The organism is Nitrosopumilus sp. S6 (assembly GCF_054515815.1).
In genome coordinates this window covers 59,408-73,549 of sequence record NZ_JBTNRI010000002.1, presented here as the reverse complement: position 1 = coordinate 73,549, position 14,142 = coordinate 59,408, and the positions used below count along the sequence as shown (strand labels likewise).

Below are 14,142 nucleotides of genomic sequence, written 5' to 3'. Positions count from 1 at the left end.
TCATGTCTGCAGGAAGAACAATCTATGTGCTGATCAAACTTTTACCATCAATTTTAGCGCTACGTAAAGATAGAAAAAAATGGTCACAACAAGAAAAAAACACAATAGATTCTGAACAATTTAGAAAAAATGCAAGAAAAGCTCTTGATACTTTTGTATCTTTAGGGCCTGTGTACATAAAACTAGGACAGTGGTTGTCATCTAGAGCAGATATTTTGCCTCAACCCTATCTTGAAGAATTATCTAAACTACAAGACAGTGTTCCTTCTGCACCGTTTGAACAAGTAAAACCAATCATCGAAAAAGATTTGGGACCAATTAATGAAAAATTTGATGATATTGATACGAATTCTATCTCTGGGGCATCATTAGGCCAAGTGTATCGAGGTTCGATTTCTGGTCAACAAATTGTTATCAAAGTAAAAAGACCTGGCATTGAGAATGTTGTACGCGAAGATCTCAAAGTTTTAAAGAAAATTTTGCCACTGGCTCTGAGATTTGTTGATCCTAATCTTAGATATTCTGCAAAAGCTATGCTTTCTCAATTTATTGAAACTATTCATGAAGAAATGGATTACACAAATGAATCTGAAAATCTCAAAAAAATCAAACAAGATATGGAAAGCAATGACAAAGTAATAGTTCCTTCAGTTTATGATGATTATTCGTCAAAAAATGTCCTTACTATGGAGTATTTGCCAGGAATTAAGGTTACAAATGTACAAGAACTTGATGAGAAAGGTGTTGATAGAGAACAACTAGTAATCGATGTGCATAAGGTTTTTTTTACGATGCTTCTCAAACATTCTCTTTTCCATGCAGACCCTCATCCTGGAAACATCTCCGTAACAGATGATGGAAAACTAATCCTATATGACTATGGAATGGTAGGTAGAATAAACAATGAAACAAGATACAAACTCATTAGGCTATATCTTGCATTAGTAGAAAAAAATCCTCCTCGAGTAGTTAATGCAATGGCAGAACTAGGAATGCTTACTCCTGATTACAACCGCCAAGTTATCGAAAAAGGAATTGAATTATCAATTCGTGCTATGCATGGAAATAAACCTGATGAGATGGAAGTCCAAAGTTTGATGGAGCTTGCAAATCAAACTATGAGTAAATTTCCTTTTGTTTTACCAAAAAATTTGGCCCTCTACATGAGGATGGCATCAATTATTGAGGGAATTTACAAAACACATGATGTTGATTTCAAATTTGTTAAAGTTCTAAGAAATATTCTTCAAGAAGAGAATCTGATTCCAAAAGCTTACGTTGAAGAGTTGAAAATTTCATTTGAAAAATTTTCAAAATCAATTGATTCTGCATTGCGATTAGTACCTGAAATGGAAAAATTCATGGATGAAGCAAAACTTTCTCTACAAAAAAGAAAGCCAATAGCATTTCTTGGTGGTAGCATTTTTGCATCTGCAGTTTTTGTTGGTTCAGTCTTGTTGTATCAAACAAATGAAATATTTGGTATGGCTGGAATGATTACATCTGGTTTGATAATGATAGGTTCTATAGTTTTTAGAAAATACTAGTTTTACTCTATTGAAATATCTTTTCCTTTTTTAGTTACAGGAATTATCAGTGTTAAAACACCATCTTCGTATTTTGCTGAATCAATTTTCTCTTCTCCTTGTTTGATATCAATTGGTAATCTTATTTTTTTATCAATAATGTTTGGTCTCTGTTTTGAAATTAATGATTCAGATTCTTTCTCATCTACTTCTTTGCATGCTTGAATTGATAGAATGTCTCCACATAATGTAAGCTTGATATCTTTTTTTGAGAATCCTGGTATGTCAATAATCACTTTGAGATTATCAGAACTAAGATACATGTCAATTGGTGGTAAAACAAATTCATAGAATTCTCGTGATTTGTTTCCAATTTCTTTTATCACTTCTTTTACTAATCCCATTTTGTGTTATGTGGCAAATTTTTGGTTATAAACCTTGAGAGAAATTTTTGGAAAAACAAAAAAGTTTAGGATTATTTTGAGCCTTCTAAAATTCCAGAATCTCCGTGAATTCTATCTATGTGCTTTGAAAGATCATCTTTACTCTCAAATATTGATTCACAATAAGGACATGAGTATTCTTCAGCCATATCCTGAATTATCTTAAGAGGATATTAAACAGTTCGTAAATTCTAGAGTCTGTTTTGATAGATTTTTAATCAATTACTTTCTCTGTTTTGATAACTTATGATTATTGTAATTGAAGGTGGAGATCAAGCAGGAAAACTAACACAATCAACTATGCTAGAAAAAGCACTAAAAAAAAGGAAAATCAAAACCAAACTGTTTCATTTTCCAGATTACACCACTCCTATTGGAAAAGAAATTAGGAAATATCTTGATGGGAAAAGAAAATTTCCACCACAAGTAATTCACTGCCTATTATCTGCAAATAGATGGGAAAAATTAGAACAAATCAAAGTTGCTCAAGAAAAAAATTCTGTTCTTATAATGAATAGGTATTACCACTCTAATCTTGTTTATGGTTTGGCAAATGGAATAAAAGAAAAATGGCTTGAGAATCTAGATGAGGGATTACCAAAAGCTGATCTTGTTATTTTACTTGATGTGAGTCAAAAAGAATCCTTTAACAGACAAAAAACCAACCGTGACAAATTTGAAAAAAATGAAGAATTTTTAAAAAAAATCTCTAAAATCTATAAAACCACTGCCAAGAAAAAACGTTGGAAAATAATTGATGCTACAAAATCTAAACAAGAAGTTCATGAAGAAATCATGAAAACATTTTCAAAGAAATTAGGATTATGAAAAAAAATTATCTAGACATTATAGATCCGATTCATGATTTCATTCGTGTTTATGATCATGAACTGTCTATAATTGATAATCCTGTTTTTCAGAGATTAAGGAGAATAAGACAATTATCTGGAGCACATTTGACATATCCTGCAGCACAGCATACAAGATTTGAGCACTCTCTTGGAGTTATGCACATTGCTAGTCAGGCTGGTCATGCCCTTAATGAAAAAGGATTTCTCAAATCTGATGATATTGAGATCCTTAGATTAGCTGGTCTTTTACATGATATTGGTCATGGGCCATTCTCGCATTTGTTTGAGGAAATAATTCAAGAAAAGAAAATTTCTCATGAAGACTTTGGTAAAGAGATTATTCTAAAATCTGAAATTGGTGACATCTTGACAAAAAACGGTTTTGATAAAAAACTTGTAACAAAAGTTGCATTTGGTGACTCAAAATTTCAATACATGAATGAAATTGTTTCAGGTGCTCTTAGTGCAGATATGATGGATTACTTGCTCAGAGATGGTTATTTTACAGGAGCAGAACATGCAAAAATTGATCATAAGAGAATTACACAATCCCTTGATGTTCATAAGAAGAAACTTGCCTTAGAACGTTCAGCATTGTATTCTTTTGAATCAATGATGCACTCTAGATATCAAATGTTCAAAGCAGTTTATTTTCACAAAACAGTAAGATCTGCAGAAGTAATGTTACTTGAAGCTTTGAGATCTTCAGATGATGAGTTTGGATTTTCTACTTTTAATCTAGATGAATTTGTTCAACTAACAGATGAATATGTTCTATCCAGTTTGCTTTCATCAAAAACTTCTAAATTAAAACGAGCAAGGAGATTTGCTCAAGACTATCAAAATAGGAAATTGCTAAAATGTGTATTTGAGAGCATTTTGACAAGTAGAAAAAACCTAAAGAAAATGAAAACAAACGAACTTAGATCTGCCATTTCTAAAAAATCCAAAGTCGAAGAAAATGAGATTTTTGTTGATAGTTCTGTAACCCCTTCAATTCCTCTTGCGCCCTCAAAAAATGAGTCAAAATCAGTAATACTGATTACAAAAGAGGACGGTAAATCATCAGCAAAGGAGATGCCTATTTCTAAAATTCCTGTAGTCTCAGCAATTTCAGGCTTTATGAATATTCTAAGAATCTATACACATCAAAAGAATAGAAAAAAAGTTGAAATTGCCGCAAAATCCATCATTGGTGAATTAGAGTGAAAAAAAGAATTGTAATCAAACTGTCTGGGAGAGTTTTTGCTATGGATAATGTAAAACTCCTAAAGGATTGGGCAGAATTTCTAGTAAAAATTAGCAAGGTTTGTCAGCCAATAATTGTTGCTGGAGGTGGAAATATTGCCAGACACTACATTAATCATGCAAGATCTTCTGGAGCTGATGAGTCAACTCTTGATGAATTGGGAATTGAGATTTCTAGATTAAATGCAAAACTGTTGATTTATGCTCTAAAAAACAAAGCATATTCTCATCCTCCAACTACTCTGCAAGAAGTTAGACATGCAGTAGATGATGGATTAATCGTTGTTGCAGGAGGTCTTCATCCTGGCCAAAGCACCAATGGAACTGCTGCATTGATTGCAGAAAAAGTCAAAGCTGAACAATTTCTTAATGCTACTGATGTTGATGGAGTTTATGACATGGATCCAAACAAATTCAAAAAAGCAAAAAAATTCAAACGAATTGAATTGAAAAATCTAAAAAATATGTTAGTTCATGAGGATTCAGTAGCAGGAGGTTATGATCTAATGGATATAGTTGCACTAAAAATTATTGAACGCTCAAAAATTAAAACAAGAATTCTCAAAGCCAATCCCAAAATTATTGAAAAAGCCATTAAAGGTGGTAATTTGGGAACTGAGATAATTATTCCAACAAAATAATTTTATGATTCATTTTGAATCGTAGGTCTAGTTTCAGTCCATATCAGTATCTCTTTTCCTGGATATTCTTCAATTCCTGAATCTCGAAGTTTCTTGTAGATTGCCAAGGCTTCATCTTTTTCAACTGCCTTTGATTGAGCTTTGGTGTATCCATCCTTGTCTACTATTATTGCAACATATCCTTCTTCTGAACTAACAACTGCCGTAAAATCTTCCTCTCCTACAGGTTGGAATTTTCCATCCACTTTTTTTGTGGTTAAAGTTAACATTCCAAATCCTGCTGCCTCAAACATCTTCATTTGAGATTTTCCTGCTCTTTGTTTGCCTTGTTGCACTGCTTGAAAATACTGCATAGCTTTTTTTCTGCTAATTGATATAATAACTACATGATACACGAAAATTCTAATCTATACGAAATCATAACTTAATCTACGCATATCATACCTGATGCTGTTCCATTGATTACTTGATTTGCACATGTTGCAAATTGGTATCCATAACATATTCCAATACTCTGAGTTCCATATTGAACATCATCTTCGGCTTGACAAAAACTTTCACATTGAGTTGAGTCTGTACATCTTTTTCCCTCATCAGATGTTGGTAAATTACAATGTGGTTGTGAATTTCTAACATACGCCCGTATCTCCCATTTTCCATCAATTGCCAAACATTCAGTTTCTGTTAAATCTCCTCCTGATTCTACAAAATCAATAAACCGTGTTTGTTGGACATATAATGAATTTATTATTAGAATACTAATACCAAATACAATAATTATTACAATAACATACTTATTTTTCATAAGTTAGAAATATCCTCAATTTTGATAGTTTTTGAGTATATGATCATCACAATTCTTACCTGCTAAACCAATTTTTTTTCGATTTATTTGATACTTCTTTTTCTAGAATTTTTTTTACTTGTTTGAATTCTTTTTCATCAATCTCCCCCCATGCAAAACGCATAGTCAAAAGCATAAAATCATTGAAAAATTCAGCATTTGATTCTAAATTTTTTGGTGGTCCATTTTTCTCTAAAAATTTCTTCATTTTCTCATAATCTTTTGATGATATCTGACCAGTAACTAGACGACTCTTAATTGCGTCAAATGGATTATCTTTTTTCTCATCTTTTGAATCTGATTCAGACAATTTTATACCTCGTTAGGGAAGTTTGGGTTTACGCCAATACTAAAAAATTCATTACCTACCTGATCACGATAAATCGATTTTACTCCATAGAATTTTTCTGCATGAACATTCTCCCATTGTTGTTTGGTAACATTTGGATCATCTATTCTCATTTCTTGTGTTACCCATTCTCCTCCTGAATACTTCTGAATTTCCCTATACACTTCATAGCCCACAAGCTTCCTTCCTTCATAATCTGTTTGTGATGGTAAACTCCAACTAATTTCTGTAAAATTTCCGGTTCTTACTAATTTCACATTTTCTGGTTTTGGAAAATCTGGACCTCCTGCTGTAATCCCTACTCCTTCAATATTTTGTCCATTATCCATTTTGATTGGTTCTGGAACAGAATCAGTACTTGATGTAGTAGAAGGGGAACTGGGTTGAGAATATTTTGGACCTGAATAACTTTTGTAATCTCGTAAAGGTGTACTGCGTTGTTGTAAGTTTGAACCTATTTTACCTTGTTTTCCTTTTCCTGCTTTTGCTTTGATTACAGCTATTGCTACTCCTGCCAAAATTAATCCAAATATTGCTGCAACTGCTACTCCTGAACCATCATCCGATGGACTGGGTCTTGGTTTTGTGTCTGGACAACCATTGTTTGATTTAGAACCTGGAACATTAGGACATGCATCAACACTATCGGGTACACCGTCTCGATCAGCATCACATCCAGTTGGATCAACACATCCACTAGGACCAACACCAGGAACTTGGGCAAAAATTGGAGTAGTGATACTAACTAACAATAAAGAAACTACTGCAAAACACTGTAATATTTTATTTTTCTGCGTAGAAAGTTTACGTTAATCTAAATTATAAGAATATTGTATGAAACTTGTATGTTCTCACTTGTTTGCGAATTAGTCCTCTCCAAAACTAATTTCTTGTTATCGAATCCCTTATAGTTAGTATCTCAACATTTAAGATATCTAACGAGTCTGAAAAATCATGAATCCTAAAATTTTTGTTGGAATCGCAGCTGTTGCACTTGCTGCAATATTGGGTGGAATTCTAATTATGGGACCTTCTATTGATATAGACTCTCCAACATCAACTTCTGGTACTTCAGACATTCCACAAATTAGACCTATTGAAATTGAATTAGAAGAAGTTGTCGTCTCAAAAATATCAGAACGTTCTGCAACAATTGATGTTGCATTTAAAATTTCAAATCCTAATGAACGATCTATGATTGTCACAACTATGGATTACCAATTGTATGAAACAGGATATTCTCATTCTGAACAACTCGGTGGAGGACAAATTGGACATAGAGCTGAAGGAATGGTAGAATTTGGTTCAAATTACTATACTCTACTTGGTGGAAACTCTATCATACTAAGAGATGAAATTGTATTGAAAAATTCTGGTAATACTCCTGAATTGTGGGCTAATTTTGAATCTAATACAAACACTTGGAAAGTTTCAGGTGTTGTGTTTTACAATTTGAGTTCTATGACAAGTGGTCAGGAAAACGAACTAATGTTTGAATTTACTCAATAGTATCATAAAATTATAAAATTATGATAATTTGTTTTTAGATGCAAAATATTGGCAAAGTTATAAAAGCAATTTCATTGGGATTTTATCAAATGGCAGAAGCAGGAATGGCCGCTTATGGCGCAGCAGCAGGAGTCGCAATTGCACTAGCAGTAGTGTGTTTCGCTCTTCGTGGTAAAGGACATCCAGAACCACTAGATTAACCAAAGGAATTTTTCCTTTACAATATTTTTCATTTATCTAGACTAATCTTGTTTGCCAAGTCCTAGCATTTCAGAAAGGGATGTTTGTTTGGTATTTTTCCTCTTTGTGTAACATCTCTCATAATATTGACATTCAGTACATTCTGCAGATGGTTCTAAAATTGGTGTTTTTTGTTCTGTGAGAAGATTGTTTAGAACCCTTACTCTACGTATTGTATCTTCAAACATCTTTTTGTTGCGTGTTAATGAAAATGTTGATTCTTTTCTATCTCCTGTGATGTAGACAACCATTCCATCTTCCTTGTCATATATCCACATGCATGCATTAAGATACAAAACATCACTTGCATGAGGATTTTCTAATTCTTCAGTAGCTGATCTGAATAGGAGAATGGCATCATCTACAATCATATCTGCTTGACCTCTAAGCTTTAGATCGTTAATATCGAAATCTTTTGGATTGCTGCCATATTCTAATTTTCTTAATAATCCTGAAAGAAGCTCATTGAACCCTCTTCTTTCAATTTCTTGAGGATCCATTCTATCATAGTATGACCGTCTCATACACCTAACGACTTCTTGAAGATGGATAGTTTGAAAGTTCTTAGAGTCTATGTCGATTTCTAATTCATTTCCAATTGATTTTATGGCATTTTGAATAGTAGTTCGAAAATCTCTATCTCCCATCATGGTATTTCACTTAGATAATTGGATCCTTATAGGTTAACTCATCATATTGGTCAAAAATTTTGAGATTTTGCCTGCAAATGCTAATGTTACAAAATGTACTCCAAAACCTACTACTGCTCCTATGACTAATTCACCTGCCCAGAAATAAATTCCCAAAAATAATGCTAAAGGCGGCAATGAAAATATCATGGCCAAAAACGCACTAACCCAAATAGTATTGATTACTGTCTCTGTAGTGATCTCGTTTTTCTTCTTTGGAAATTTTATCATTTTCAGATCTATTCTTCTTCAAGAATCAATTTTGACATAGTTGTTTCTGTAGGAATTTTTTGTTCTACTGCATATGCAATTGCAGCTAAATTCCTTACTTCAAATCCTGTTAGTTTTGTGATTCCGATTATTGTAGCAAAGCTAAACATTTTGGTAAATGCTCTGGCAGATGAATGATAGATACTCATCTCAAATGCTCTTTCAAATTCAGCAACTGCGTCTAACTCATTTTCATTTTGTGGAATCATGTCTTTGTATTTGGTTGTGGCAAGCTCATTTAGTGCATCTCTGACTGTACCTGCTGCCATCATTCTTCCGAGAAGTTCTCTTGGAACAGTTGGAGTTTGAGTCACAATCAAATCTTGAATTTGTGATTCTTCTAATCCCCAGAATTTTCCTCTAATTACACTGAGAAGATTGTAAAAGTCTACATCCATTCCAACAATCTTTATGACATCTCTGTCTCTTGTATTCTTTAGAGCCCGTCCTAACTGTTGGTACAAAATTTTATCAAAATATGTGTCAAAGACTTGTATGTTTTTAGTTTCATTGTAAAGTGTTGCAGCCTTTGCAATCTCATCTCCAAACTGAACTGAATTTAGACTTGCAACTGCTTCTTCAAGATCTTTTGCAACAAGAGATTTGATGATAACGTCTCGTTGTTTGACTAATTCTTCAGCACGAAGATTGATGTGATTTTCAATCTCTTCTTGTGATTTTCCTAAAACTTTTCCTTTGAGTATTAATTTTAGATTTGAGATAATGAATTTCATATAATATGCATCAAGAATATCAGAGTCACCTGCAGTTTTTGCAATAGAATAATGAACGTCAGCTAATTGTCCTCTGAAGGCTGATTCAATTCCTTGAGAAGTGTATGGTTTTTGAACATCATTTATTGAATCGCCATAGACTGTATTTTTTATTCTGGTCATAAACTCATCAAGATCTCTTGATTCTGCCAAAGTCTGAAAATCAGCCCTATTGAGTAATTTTCCTCTTTGACTGTATGACTTTACTGATGCATAGACGTTTTTGCCCATTTGAAAATTGTTTATGAGTAACGGATTTTAATGTTTGGCGATCTAACTAGGAACAAATTCTAAGTGATTTTATCTAGAAATTTGATGGCATCCTCTTTTTCTTGCTTTGAGAGCTCTGCAAAAGCTATCAGAATCTCCTTTTGAATTGCCAATGACTCATCTGAAATATCTCTTAATTTTGTAAGGTCAAATGGGAGCAATTCTTTGATCTTATTATCACAAAATGCCTTGACATATTTTTGAAAAATAGAATATGCAAATTTTGGGCTCTTCTCTAAAAGACTCGATAGTATTTTCTCAAACTCTTTTTCTTTAGATTCTGAATTTGAAAAAAACTCTTTTAACAAATTTTCTCTGTTCTTAACGTCATTAATTGAAAGGGCTACCAAAATTCCTTTTTTTGTAAGATGATAATATGGAATCCCTTTTTCTTGAAGAGCTTTGGGGCCTCTCTGAAGAGGTAATCTCCCATCTTCTTCTGCAATTCCCATGGGAAGAAGTATCTCATCTAGATCTCTGAAAATTCCTGAATAGATATTCTTCCAGGCAATTCCTTGTTTTTTTGCCATTTTTTGTGATATCCCTGTTCTAGTTTTTTCAGCTGGATTTGCATCACTTGCAAGAATTCCAATGATTGCTCTTTGACGTTGTGCTTCTCCTGTCAGTTCTTCCCCTTTGGTCTTGAAGGTATCAAAAATTGCTAGTTTAGTATTTGATTTGCCCATTTACGATCACCTTAACATAATTTCCATATTTTATGTTACTATCAGAATATACTAAAATATAATAATTTACTTTTTTAGACATTCTTGAGTCTCCAACCCTTAAATAAAATCCAATTTCGATAAATTCAATGAATTCTAGGAACTACAAGTATGCTCTATTACTTGTAGCCGCAGTATCCATCACAGCAGCAGGTGCAATGTCACAGGCATATGCACAAAGTGTTGAAGATGGTATGGACGGATATGTAAAAGGAACCAGTGGAATTTACACTGGTAACCCTAACGAATGTTGGTTTGATGATGGCGAAGGTGGCATGCTACCTTGTATGATAGATACAGGTGACACAGCATGGATGCTTACCGCAACATCATTAGTACTCTTCATGTCTCCAGGTGTCGGTTTCTTTTATGGTGGCTTAGCCAGATCAAAGAATATCGTCAACGTTCTTGGTATGACTCTCATTGTTATGGGACTCATGTCAGTACAATGGATTCTATGGGGATACTCTCTAGCATTTGCTCCAAACGCTGATGAAGGCGCCAATATGTATATGGGAAGTCTAGATTATGCAGGCTTTAACATGGTTTCAGCTTGGGCACCAATTGGTGAACTAGGCCCATGTCATGATACATGGTCGGCAGCCTATCAGATGAATGAATTTAAGGATGGTGACTATTGTAGTCAATCTTGGCCAGGAACTGTTCCTCACCAGATGTTTGCAATGTTCCAAGGAACCTTTGCAATTATCACACCAATTCTTATCATTGGTGGATTAATTGACAGAATTAAATTCAGCGCGTTAGTCATATTCGTACTCTTATGGGGTACCTTCGTTTACGATCCAATTGCACACTGGGTCTGGGGAGGCGGTTTCATAGGAGGAGGTGGATTAGACTTTGATCCAGACCTCTCGCCGTCATATGCATTAGACTTTGCTGGTGGTACTGTAGTACACATTTCTTCAGGATTTGCAGCATTGGCTGGAGCCTTAGTCCTTGGCAGAAGACTTGGATATGGCAAAGTGCCAATGGAGCCACACAACATCCCAATGGTAGTACTTGGTGCAAGTATTCTCTGGTTCGGATGGTTCGGCTTTAACGCAGGTAGTGAAGTAATGGTAGACGGCATTACCGTCAGCGCATGGACTGTTACAAATACCGCAACTGGTATGGCCGCAGTTACTTGGGTCTTGATGTCATGGGCACATACAGGAAAACCAAGTGTTGTTGGTGCAGCATCAGGTGCAGTAGCAGGATTGGTAACAATCACTCCAGCTTCAGGTTGGGTAGGTCCAATGGCTGCAATTATTATGGGAATTGCCGCAGGTACAGTTTGTTATGCCTGTGTAGCATTCAAGAATGCAAGAAAGTGGGATGACGCATTAGATGTATGGGGAATACATGGAATGGGTGGTCTTACCGGTGCAATTTTGACTGGTACATTAGCAAGTCCACATGTATGGGATACCGGAGATGGTATTGGTGCATGGACTGGAACTCCAGAAGGAATGGAGCAACAAGCAATCAGTATCGTTGCAGCATTAGTCTCAATAGGATATGCATTTGGTGTAACCATTGTAATCCTAAAGGTAATGGACGCAGTATGGCCTGGCGGAATCAGAGTAACTCCTAAAGAAGAGGAGATTGGTCTCGATTTAGCACAGCACGGCGAAAGAGCATACGTCAACGAATAGAAAAAACCCTTTTCTTTTCTTCTTTTTATTATTCACTCTTTAATCTTAGATTAAGAAAATTATGTAATTTATTTTTCATCTTTACATAATTTCATATTATATGAAACATCTATATACGTAGATTCAAAGTATGATTATATGAATTTATTCTTAATGAATAATTGTAAAGGAACCTCATCGTTTAGTTCTAAAAAACTACATGACAATAGATTTACAAAAAATAAACACGCAACACAATTTTCAAAAATAGGTCTGAAATTAACAATCCAAAAGGGCACAAAATCTCTTAGAATTATTAAAAAACCTAAAGTTGGGATTCCTCTATCTCATCGAGTACTCATAGTAAATAGAGGAACTTTACGCCTAAATCTACCATAAATCAAAGAAATTAATTTGATCACTGAAAATCTATTTTATGTTAATTTCCACATCTGAACTAAATTCTATTTTAGATGATCCTAATTTCATTGTAGCTGATACACGTTCTTTCAAAGAATATTCAGAAGGTCATATCCCTGGAGCAGTTCATTTAGACTTGTTTGCATTTCATTGGATTGACACAACAAAACAAGGAATTGAGAATTTCAATAACCAATCAAAATCATTATTATCTTTTCTTGGAGTAACTCCTGAAAAAAAAGTCGTCTTTTATGATTCTGTATCTGGAATGCTTGCAGCCAGAGGAGTATGGATGTTGATGTATTTCTCTCATCAAAATGTCATGATGTTAGATGGAGGAATCACAAAATGGCAAAAAGAAAATCTTGCAATTGAAACAAAACCAAATGGTTTCAAACCATCTAATTTTTCAGGCAAAATTAATTCTGATATAATTTCAGGATTTGAATATATTCAAGACAATCTTGAAAATCTGAAAATTCTTGATGCCCGTTCACCTGGGGAATACAATGGAAGTACAATCCGTGCTGCCCAGTCAGGTCACATTCCAAATGCCATCAATATTGATTGGAATCAGAATCTCAACGAAGATGGGACTTTCAAAAGTGATGAGGAATTATCAAAAATGTATGATTTTCCAAAAGACACTGAAATTGTAACTTATTGTCAAGGGGCATATCGAGCAGCTAACACATTTTTGGTTTTGAAAAAATTAGAATTTGAAAATATCAAAGTCTATCTAGGTTCTTGGGGAGAGTGGGGAAATAGATTGGATTTACCTGTAGAAAATTAACTCAAATATTTAGCGTATAACATTCTGTGGTACAACTATGAAAATCTACTATGACTTTAATTAGAATAATGCCTTGATGATATAACTGGAGATACAAAAATGAAAATTGCGATAATTTCTGTAATGTTAGGACTAATGATCCTGCTATCTGTTAATGTAGTATTTGATGATGCTTTTGGAACTCTTAGAGAATCAAGAGATACTATCAAAATCAGTCAAACAAACGAATATGCAAATTATGTTCATTTCCAACCCGAATGGAAGAGCTATCCTAGGAATCTCATTGTTGATGTTACAACAACATGGGAACGTGAAGTCATTTCAGGAGAAGAAGAGCAATCTGACATTACAAAACATGGTGCAAAACAAAGACAAAATGGTCTTCAATACGTTAACAGCAAACCAGTTGTTGCAGTGCAATATGATTACCGAGACTGTGAATCTCAGTGGTTCCATTATGCAAAGACTGGTCTTGATTTTATTGGATATCAACTAAACTTTTTTGAAGAAAATACTTCAATCCCAAATTCTGCATATTCTGATGAATCTCAAAAACAAAAACTCCAAAATGGATTTGCACAATTTGTTCCAATTTGCACATCTAAAGAATCAACAAATTATGAATACACTGTATCTGTTAATGATGATACCATAGGATTTGATGTGTACTTTGTACCCTCATATGTTCAGCAATGGTACTATTTCCTTTACCCTGAAAACTTTGAGCATTATTCTAATGAAGGATGTTTTGCAAACAACTTTCAAAAATTCTCAGGAACATGTAATGGAGTTGATAAGAATGGCGGATTGCTAATTGTAGTTCCTGATGAGTTGTCAAGACCAATTACAGAAATTTCTATTAATCTAATAGAGACATAACCCATTTTTAGGAATTTCATGACAATGTTTTATGTGAG

At 34.0% G+C, this 14,142-nt stretch carries 18 protein-coding genes; 9 read left to right on the top strand and 9 right to left on the bottom strand.

Going from position 1 to position 14,142, the window contains the following annotated elements:
* Window positions 1-2 precede the first annotated feature (2 nt).
* The gene (locus tag ACX12B_RS01760; RefSeq protein ID WP_459352342.1) at window positions 3-1,547 is read left to right on the top strand and encodes an ABC1 kinase family protein; all 1,545 of its coding nucleotides are present in this window, start codon (window positions 3-5) and stop codon (window positions 1,545-1,547) included.
* A 2-nt stretch (window positions 1,548-1,549) separates the two neighbouring features.
* Here the strand turns inward: ACX12B_RS01760 and hsp14 are convergent, their stop codons facing one another.
* On the bottom strand, window positions 1,550-1,930 hold the full coding sequence (gene hsp14 / locus ACX12B_RS01755; protein ID WP_459352341.1) for an archaeal heat shock protein Hsp14: 381 nt from the start codon (window positions 1,928-1,930) through the stop codon (window positions 1,550-1,552).
* 285 nt (window positions 1,931-2,215) lie between these two features.
* Here hsp14 and tmk point away from each other — a divergent pair, with 285 nt between their 5' ends.
* From tmk to pyrH, 3 genes are read left to right on the top strand one after another with little or no spacing between them, the layout of a single operon-like run.
* On the top strand, window positions 2,216-2,797 hold the full coding sequence (gene tmk, locus ACX12B_RS01750) for a dTMP kinase (protein ID WP_459352340.1): 582 nt from the start codon (window positions 2,216-2,218) through the stop codon (window positions 2,795-2,797).
* A complete protein-coding gene (locus ACX12B_RS01745) occupies window positions 2,794-4,029 on the top strand; it encodes an HD domain-containing protein (protein WP_459352339.1) in 1,236 nt (411 codons plus the stop codon). Before tmk ends, ACX12B_RS01745 begins: the two co-directional genes overlap by 4 nt.
* The gene (pyrH, locus tag ACX12B_RS01740) at window positions 4,026-4,709 is read left to right on the top strand and encodes a UMP kinase (protein WP_459352338.1); all 684 of its coding nucleotides are present in this window, start codon (window positions 4,026-4,028) and stop codon (window positions 4,707-4,709) included. The genes ACX12B_RS01745 and pyrH overlap by 4 nt, the downstream gene beginning before the upstream one ends.
* A gap of 2 nt (window positions 4,710-4,711) precedes the next feature.
* On the opposite strand, the gene ACX12B_RS01735 is transcribed toward pyrH, so the two are convergent.
* The 4 genes from ACX12B_RS01735 to ACX12B_RS01720 all read right to left on the bottom strand — a co-directional run bounded on the left by ACX12B_RS01735 (window position 4,712) and on the right by ACX12B_RS01720 (window position 6,654).
* Entirely contained in the window at window positions 4,712-5,062 is a 351-nt protein-coding gene (locus ACX12B_RS01735) for a hypothetical protein (RefSeq protein ID WP_459352337.1), read from the bottom strand.
* A gap of 71 nt (window positions 5,063-5,133) precedes the next feature.
* Entirely contained in the window at window positions 5,134-5,514 is a 381-nt protein-coding gene (locus ACX12B_RS01730) for a hypothetical protein (protein WP_459352336.1), read from the bottom strand.
* A 55-nt stretch (window positions 5,515-5,569) separates the two neighbouring features.
* On the bottom strand, window positions 5,570-5,863 hold the full coding sequence (locus ACX12B_RS01725; RefSeq protein ID WP_459352335.1) for a hypothetical protein: 294 nt from the start codon (window positions 5,861-5,863) through the stop codon (window positions 5,570-5,572).
* A 2-nt stretch (window positions 5,864-5,865) separates the two neighbouring features.
* Window positions 5,866-6,654: a hypothetical protein gene (locus tag ACX12B_RS01720; protein ID WP_459352334.1), complete on the bottom strand. Its 789-nt coding sequence runs from the start codon at window positions 6,652-6,654 to the stop codon at window positions 5,866-5,868.
* A 202-nt stretch (window positions 6,655-6,856) separates the two neighbouring features.
* On the opposite strand from ACX12B_RS01720, the gene ACX12B_RS01715 reads away from it, so the two are divergent.
* Window positions 6,857-7,411: a hypothetical protein gene (locus ACX12B_RS01715; protein WP_459352333.1), complete on the top strand. Its 555-nt coding sequence runs from the start codon at window positions 6,857-6,859 to the stop codon at window positions 7,409-7,411.
* Between the two features lie 38 nt (window positions 7,412-7,449).
* Complete coding sequence (locus ACX12B_RS01710) at window positions 7,450-7,611, top strand: hypothetical protein (RefSeq protein WP_185736689.1); 162 nt, start codon at window positions 7,450-7,452, stop codon at window positions 7,609-7,611.
* A gap of 42 nt (window positions 7,612-7,653) precedes the next feature.
* On the opposite strand, the gene ACX12B_RS01705 is transcribed toward ACX12B_RS01710, so the two are convergent.
* From ACX12B_RS01705 to ACX12B_RS01690, 4 genes are read right to left on the bottom strand one after another with little or no spacing between them, the layout of a single operon-like run.
* Window positions 7,654-8,301, bottom strand: coding sequence for a hypothetical protein (locus ACX12B_RS01705; RefSeq protein ID WP_459352332.1), 648 nt, complete (start codon window positions 8,299-8,301; stop codon window positions 7,654-7,656).
* A gap of 33 nt (window positions 8,302-8,334) precedes the next feature.
* Window positions 8,335-8,571 carry a hypothetical protein gene (locus ACX12B_RS01700; RefSeq protein ID WP_459352331.1) on the bottom strand — a complete coding sequence of 79 codons (237 nt, stop codon included), beginning with the start codon at window positions 8,569-8,571 and terminating at the stop codon, window positions 8,335-8,337.
* Window positions 8,572-8,579: 8 nt separating this feature from the next.
* Window positions 8,580-9,614 carry a V0D/AC39 family V-type ATPase subunit gene (locus ACX12B_RS01695; RefSeq protein ID WP_459352330.1) on the bottom strand — a complete coding sequence of 345 codons (1,035 nt, stop codon included), beginning with the start codon at window positions 9,612-9,614 and terminating at the stop codon, window positions 8,580-8,582.
* 59 nt (window positions 9,615-9,673) lie between these two features.
* The gene (locus ACX12B_RS01690; protein ID WP_459352329.1) at window positions 9,674-10,339 is read right to left on the bottom strand and encodes a hypothetical protein; all 666 of its coding nucleotides are present in this window, start codon (window positions 10,337-10,339) and stop codon (window positions 9,674-9,676) included.
* 128 nt (window positions 10,340-10,467) lie between these two features.
* Between ACX12B_RS01690 and ACX12B_RS01685 the strand changes: the two genes are divergently transcribed.
* The 3 genes from ACX12B_RS01685 to ACX12B_RS01675 all read left to right on the top strand — a co-directional run bounded on the left by ACX12B_RS01685 (window position 10,468) and on the right by ACX12B_RS01675 (window position 14,104).
* Window positions 10,468-12,033 carry an ammonium transporter gene (locus ACX12B_RS01685; protein ID WP_459352328.1) on the top strand — a complete coding sequence of 522 codons (1,566 nt, stop codon included), beginning with the start codon at window positions 10,468-10,470 and terminating at the stop codon, window positions 12,031-12,033.
* A gap of 415 nt (window positions 12,034-12,448) precedes the next feature.
* On the top strand, window positions 12,449-13,225 hold the full coding sequence (locus tag ACX12B_RS01680) for a sulfurtransferase (RefSeq protein WP_459352327.1): 777 nt from the start codon (window positions 12,449-12,451) through the stop codon (window positions 13,223-13,225).
* 99 nt (window positions 13,226-13,324) lie between these two features.
* Entirely contained in the window at window positions 13,325-14,104 is a 780-nt protein-coding gene (locus ACX12B_RS01675; protein ID WP_459352326.1) for a hypothetical protein, read from the top strand.
* Window positions 14,105-14,142 lie beyond the last annotated feature (38 nt).

What these genes read in the sequence shown, in the direction of transcription:
- ACX12B_RS01700 (WP_459352331.1), bottom strand. Translation starts at nt 8,571, where the DNA reads ATGATAAAATTTCCAAAGAAGAAAAACGAGATCACTACAGAGACAGTA.
- ACX12B_RS01710 (WP_185736689.1), top strand. Translation starts at nt 7,450, where the DNA reads ATGCAAAATATTGGCAAAGTTATAAAAGCAATTTCATTGGGATTTTAT.
- ACX12B_RS01705 (WP_459352332.1), bottom strand. Translation starts at nt 8,301, where the DNA reads ATGATGGGAGATAGAGATTTTCGAACTACTATTCAAAATGCCATAAAA.
- ACX12B_RS01690 (WP_459352329.1), bottom strand. Translation starts at nt 10,339, where the DNA reads ATGGGCAAATCAAATACTAAACTAGCAATTTTTGATACCTTCAAGACC.
- ACX12B_RS01675 (WP_459352326.1), top strand. Translation starts at nt 13,325, where the DNA reads ATGAAAATTGCGATAATTTCTGTAATGTTAGGACTAATGATCCTGCTA.
- ACX12B_RS01735 (WP_459352337.1), bottom strand. Translation starts at nt 5,062, where the DNA reads ATGCAGTATTTTCAAGCAGTGCAACAAGGCAAACAAAGAGCAGGAAAA.
- hsp14 (WP_459352341.1), bottom strand. Translation starts at nt 1,930, where the DNA reads ATGGGATTAGTAAAAGAAGTGATAAAAGAAATTGGAAACAAATCACGA.
- ACX12B_RS01680 (WP_459352327.1), top strand. Translation starts at nt 12,449, where the DNA reads ATGTTAATTTCCACATCTGAACTAAATTCTATTTTAGATGATCCTAAT.
- ACX12B_RS01695 (WP_459352330.1), bottom strand. Translation starts at nt 9,614, where the DNA reads ATGGGCAAAAACGTCTATGCATCAGTAAAGTCATACAGTCAAAGAGGA.
- ACX12B_RS01760 (WP_459352342.1), top strand. Translation starts at nt 3, where the DNA reads ATGTCTGCAGGAAGAACAATCTATGTGCTGATCAAACTTTTACCATCA.
- ACX12B_RS01715 (WP_459352333.1), top strand. Translation starts at nt 6,857, where the DNA reads ATGAATCCTAAAATTTTTGTTGGAATCGCAGCTGTTGCACTTGCTGCA.
- ACX12B_RS01730 (WP_459352336.1), bottom strand. Translation starts at nt 5,514, where the DNA reads ATGAAAAATAAGTATGTTATTGTAATAATTATTGTATTTGGTATTAGT.
- ACX12B_RS01685 (WP_459352328.1), top strand. Translation starts at nt 10,468, where the DNA reads ATGAATTCTAGGAACTACAAGTATGCTCTATTACTTGTAGCCGCAGTA.
- ACX12B_RS01745 (WP_459352339.1), top strand. Translation starts at nt 2,794, where the DNA reads ATGAAAAAAAATTATCTAGACATTATAGATCCGATTCATGATTTCATT.
- tmk (WP_459352340.1), top strand. Translation starts at nt 2,216, where the DNA reads ATGATTATTGTAATTGAAGGTGGAGATCAAGCAGGAAAACTAACACAA.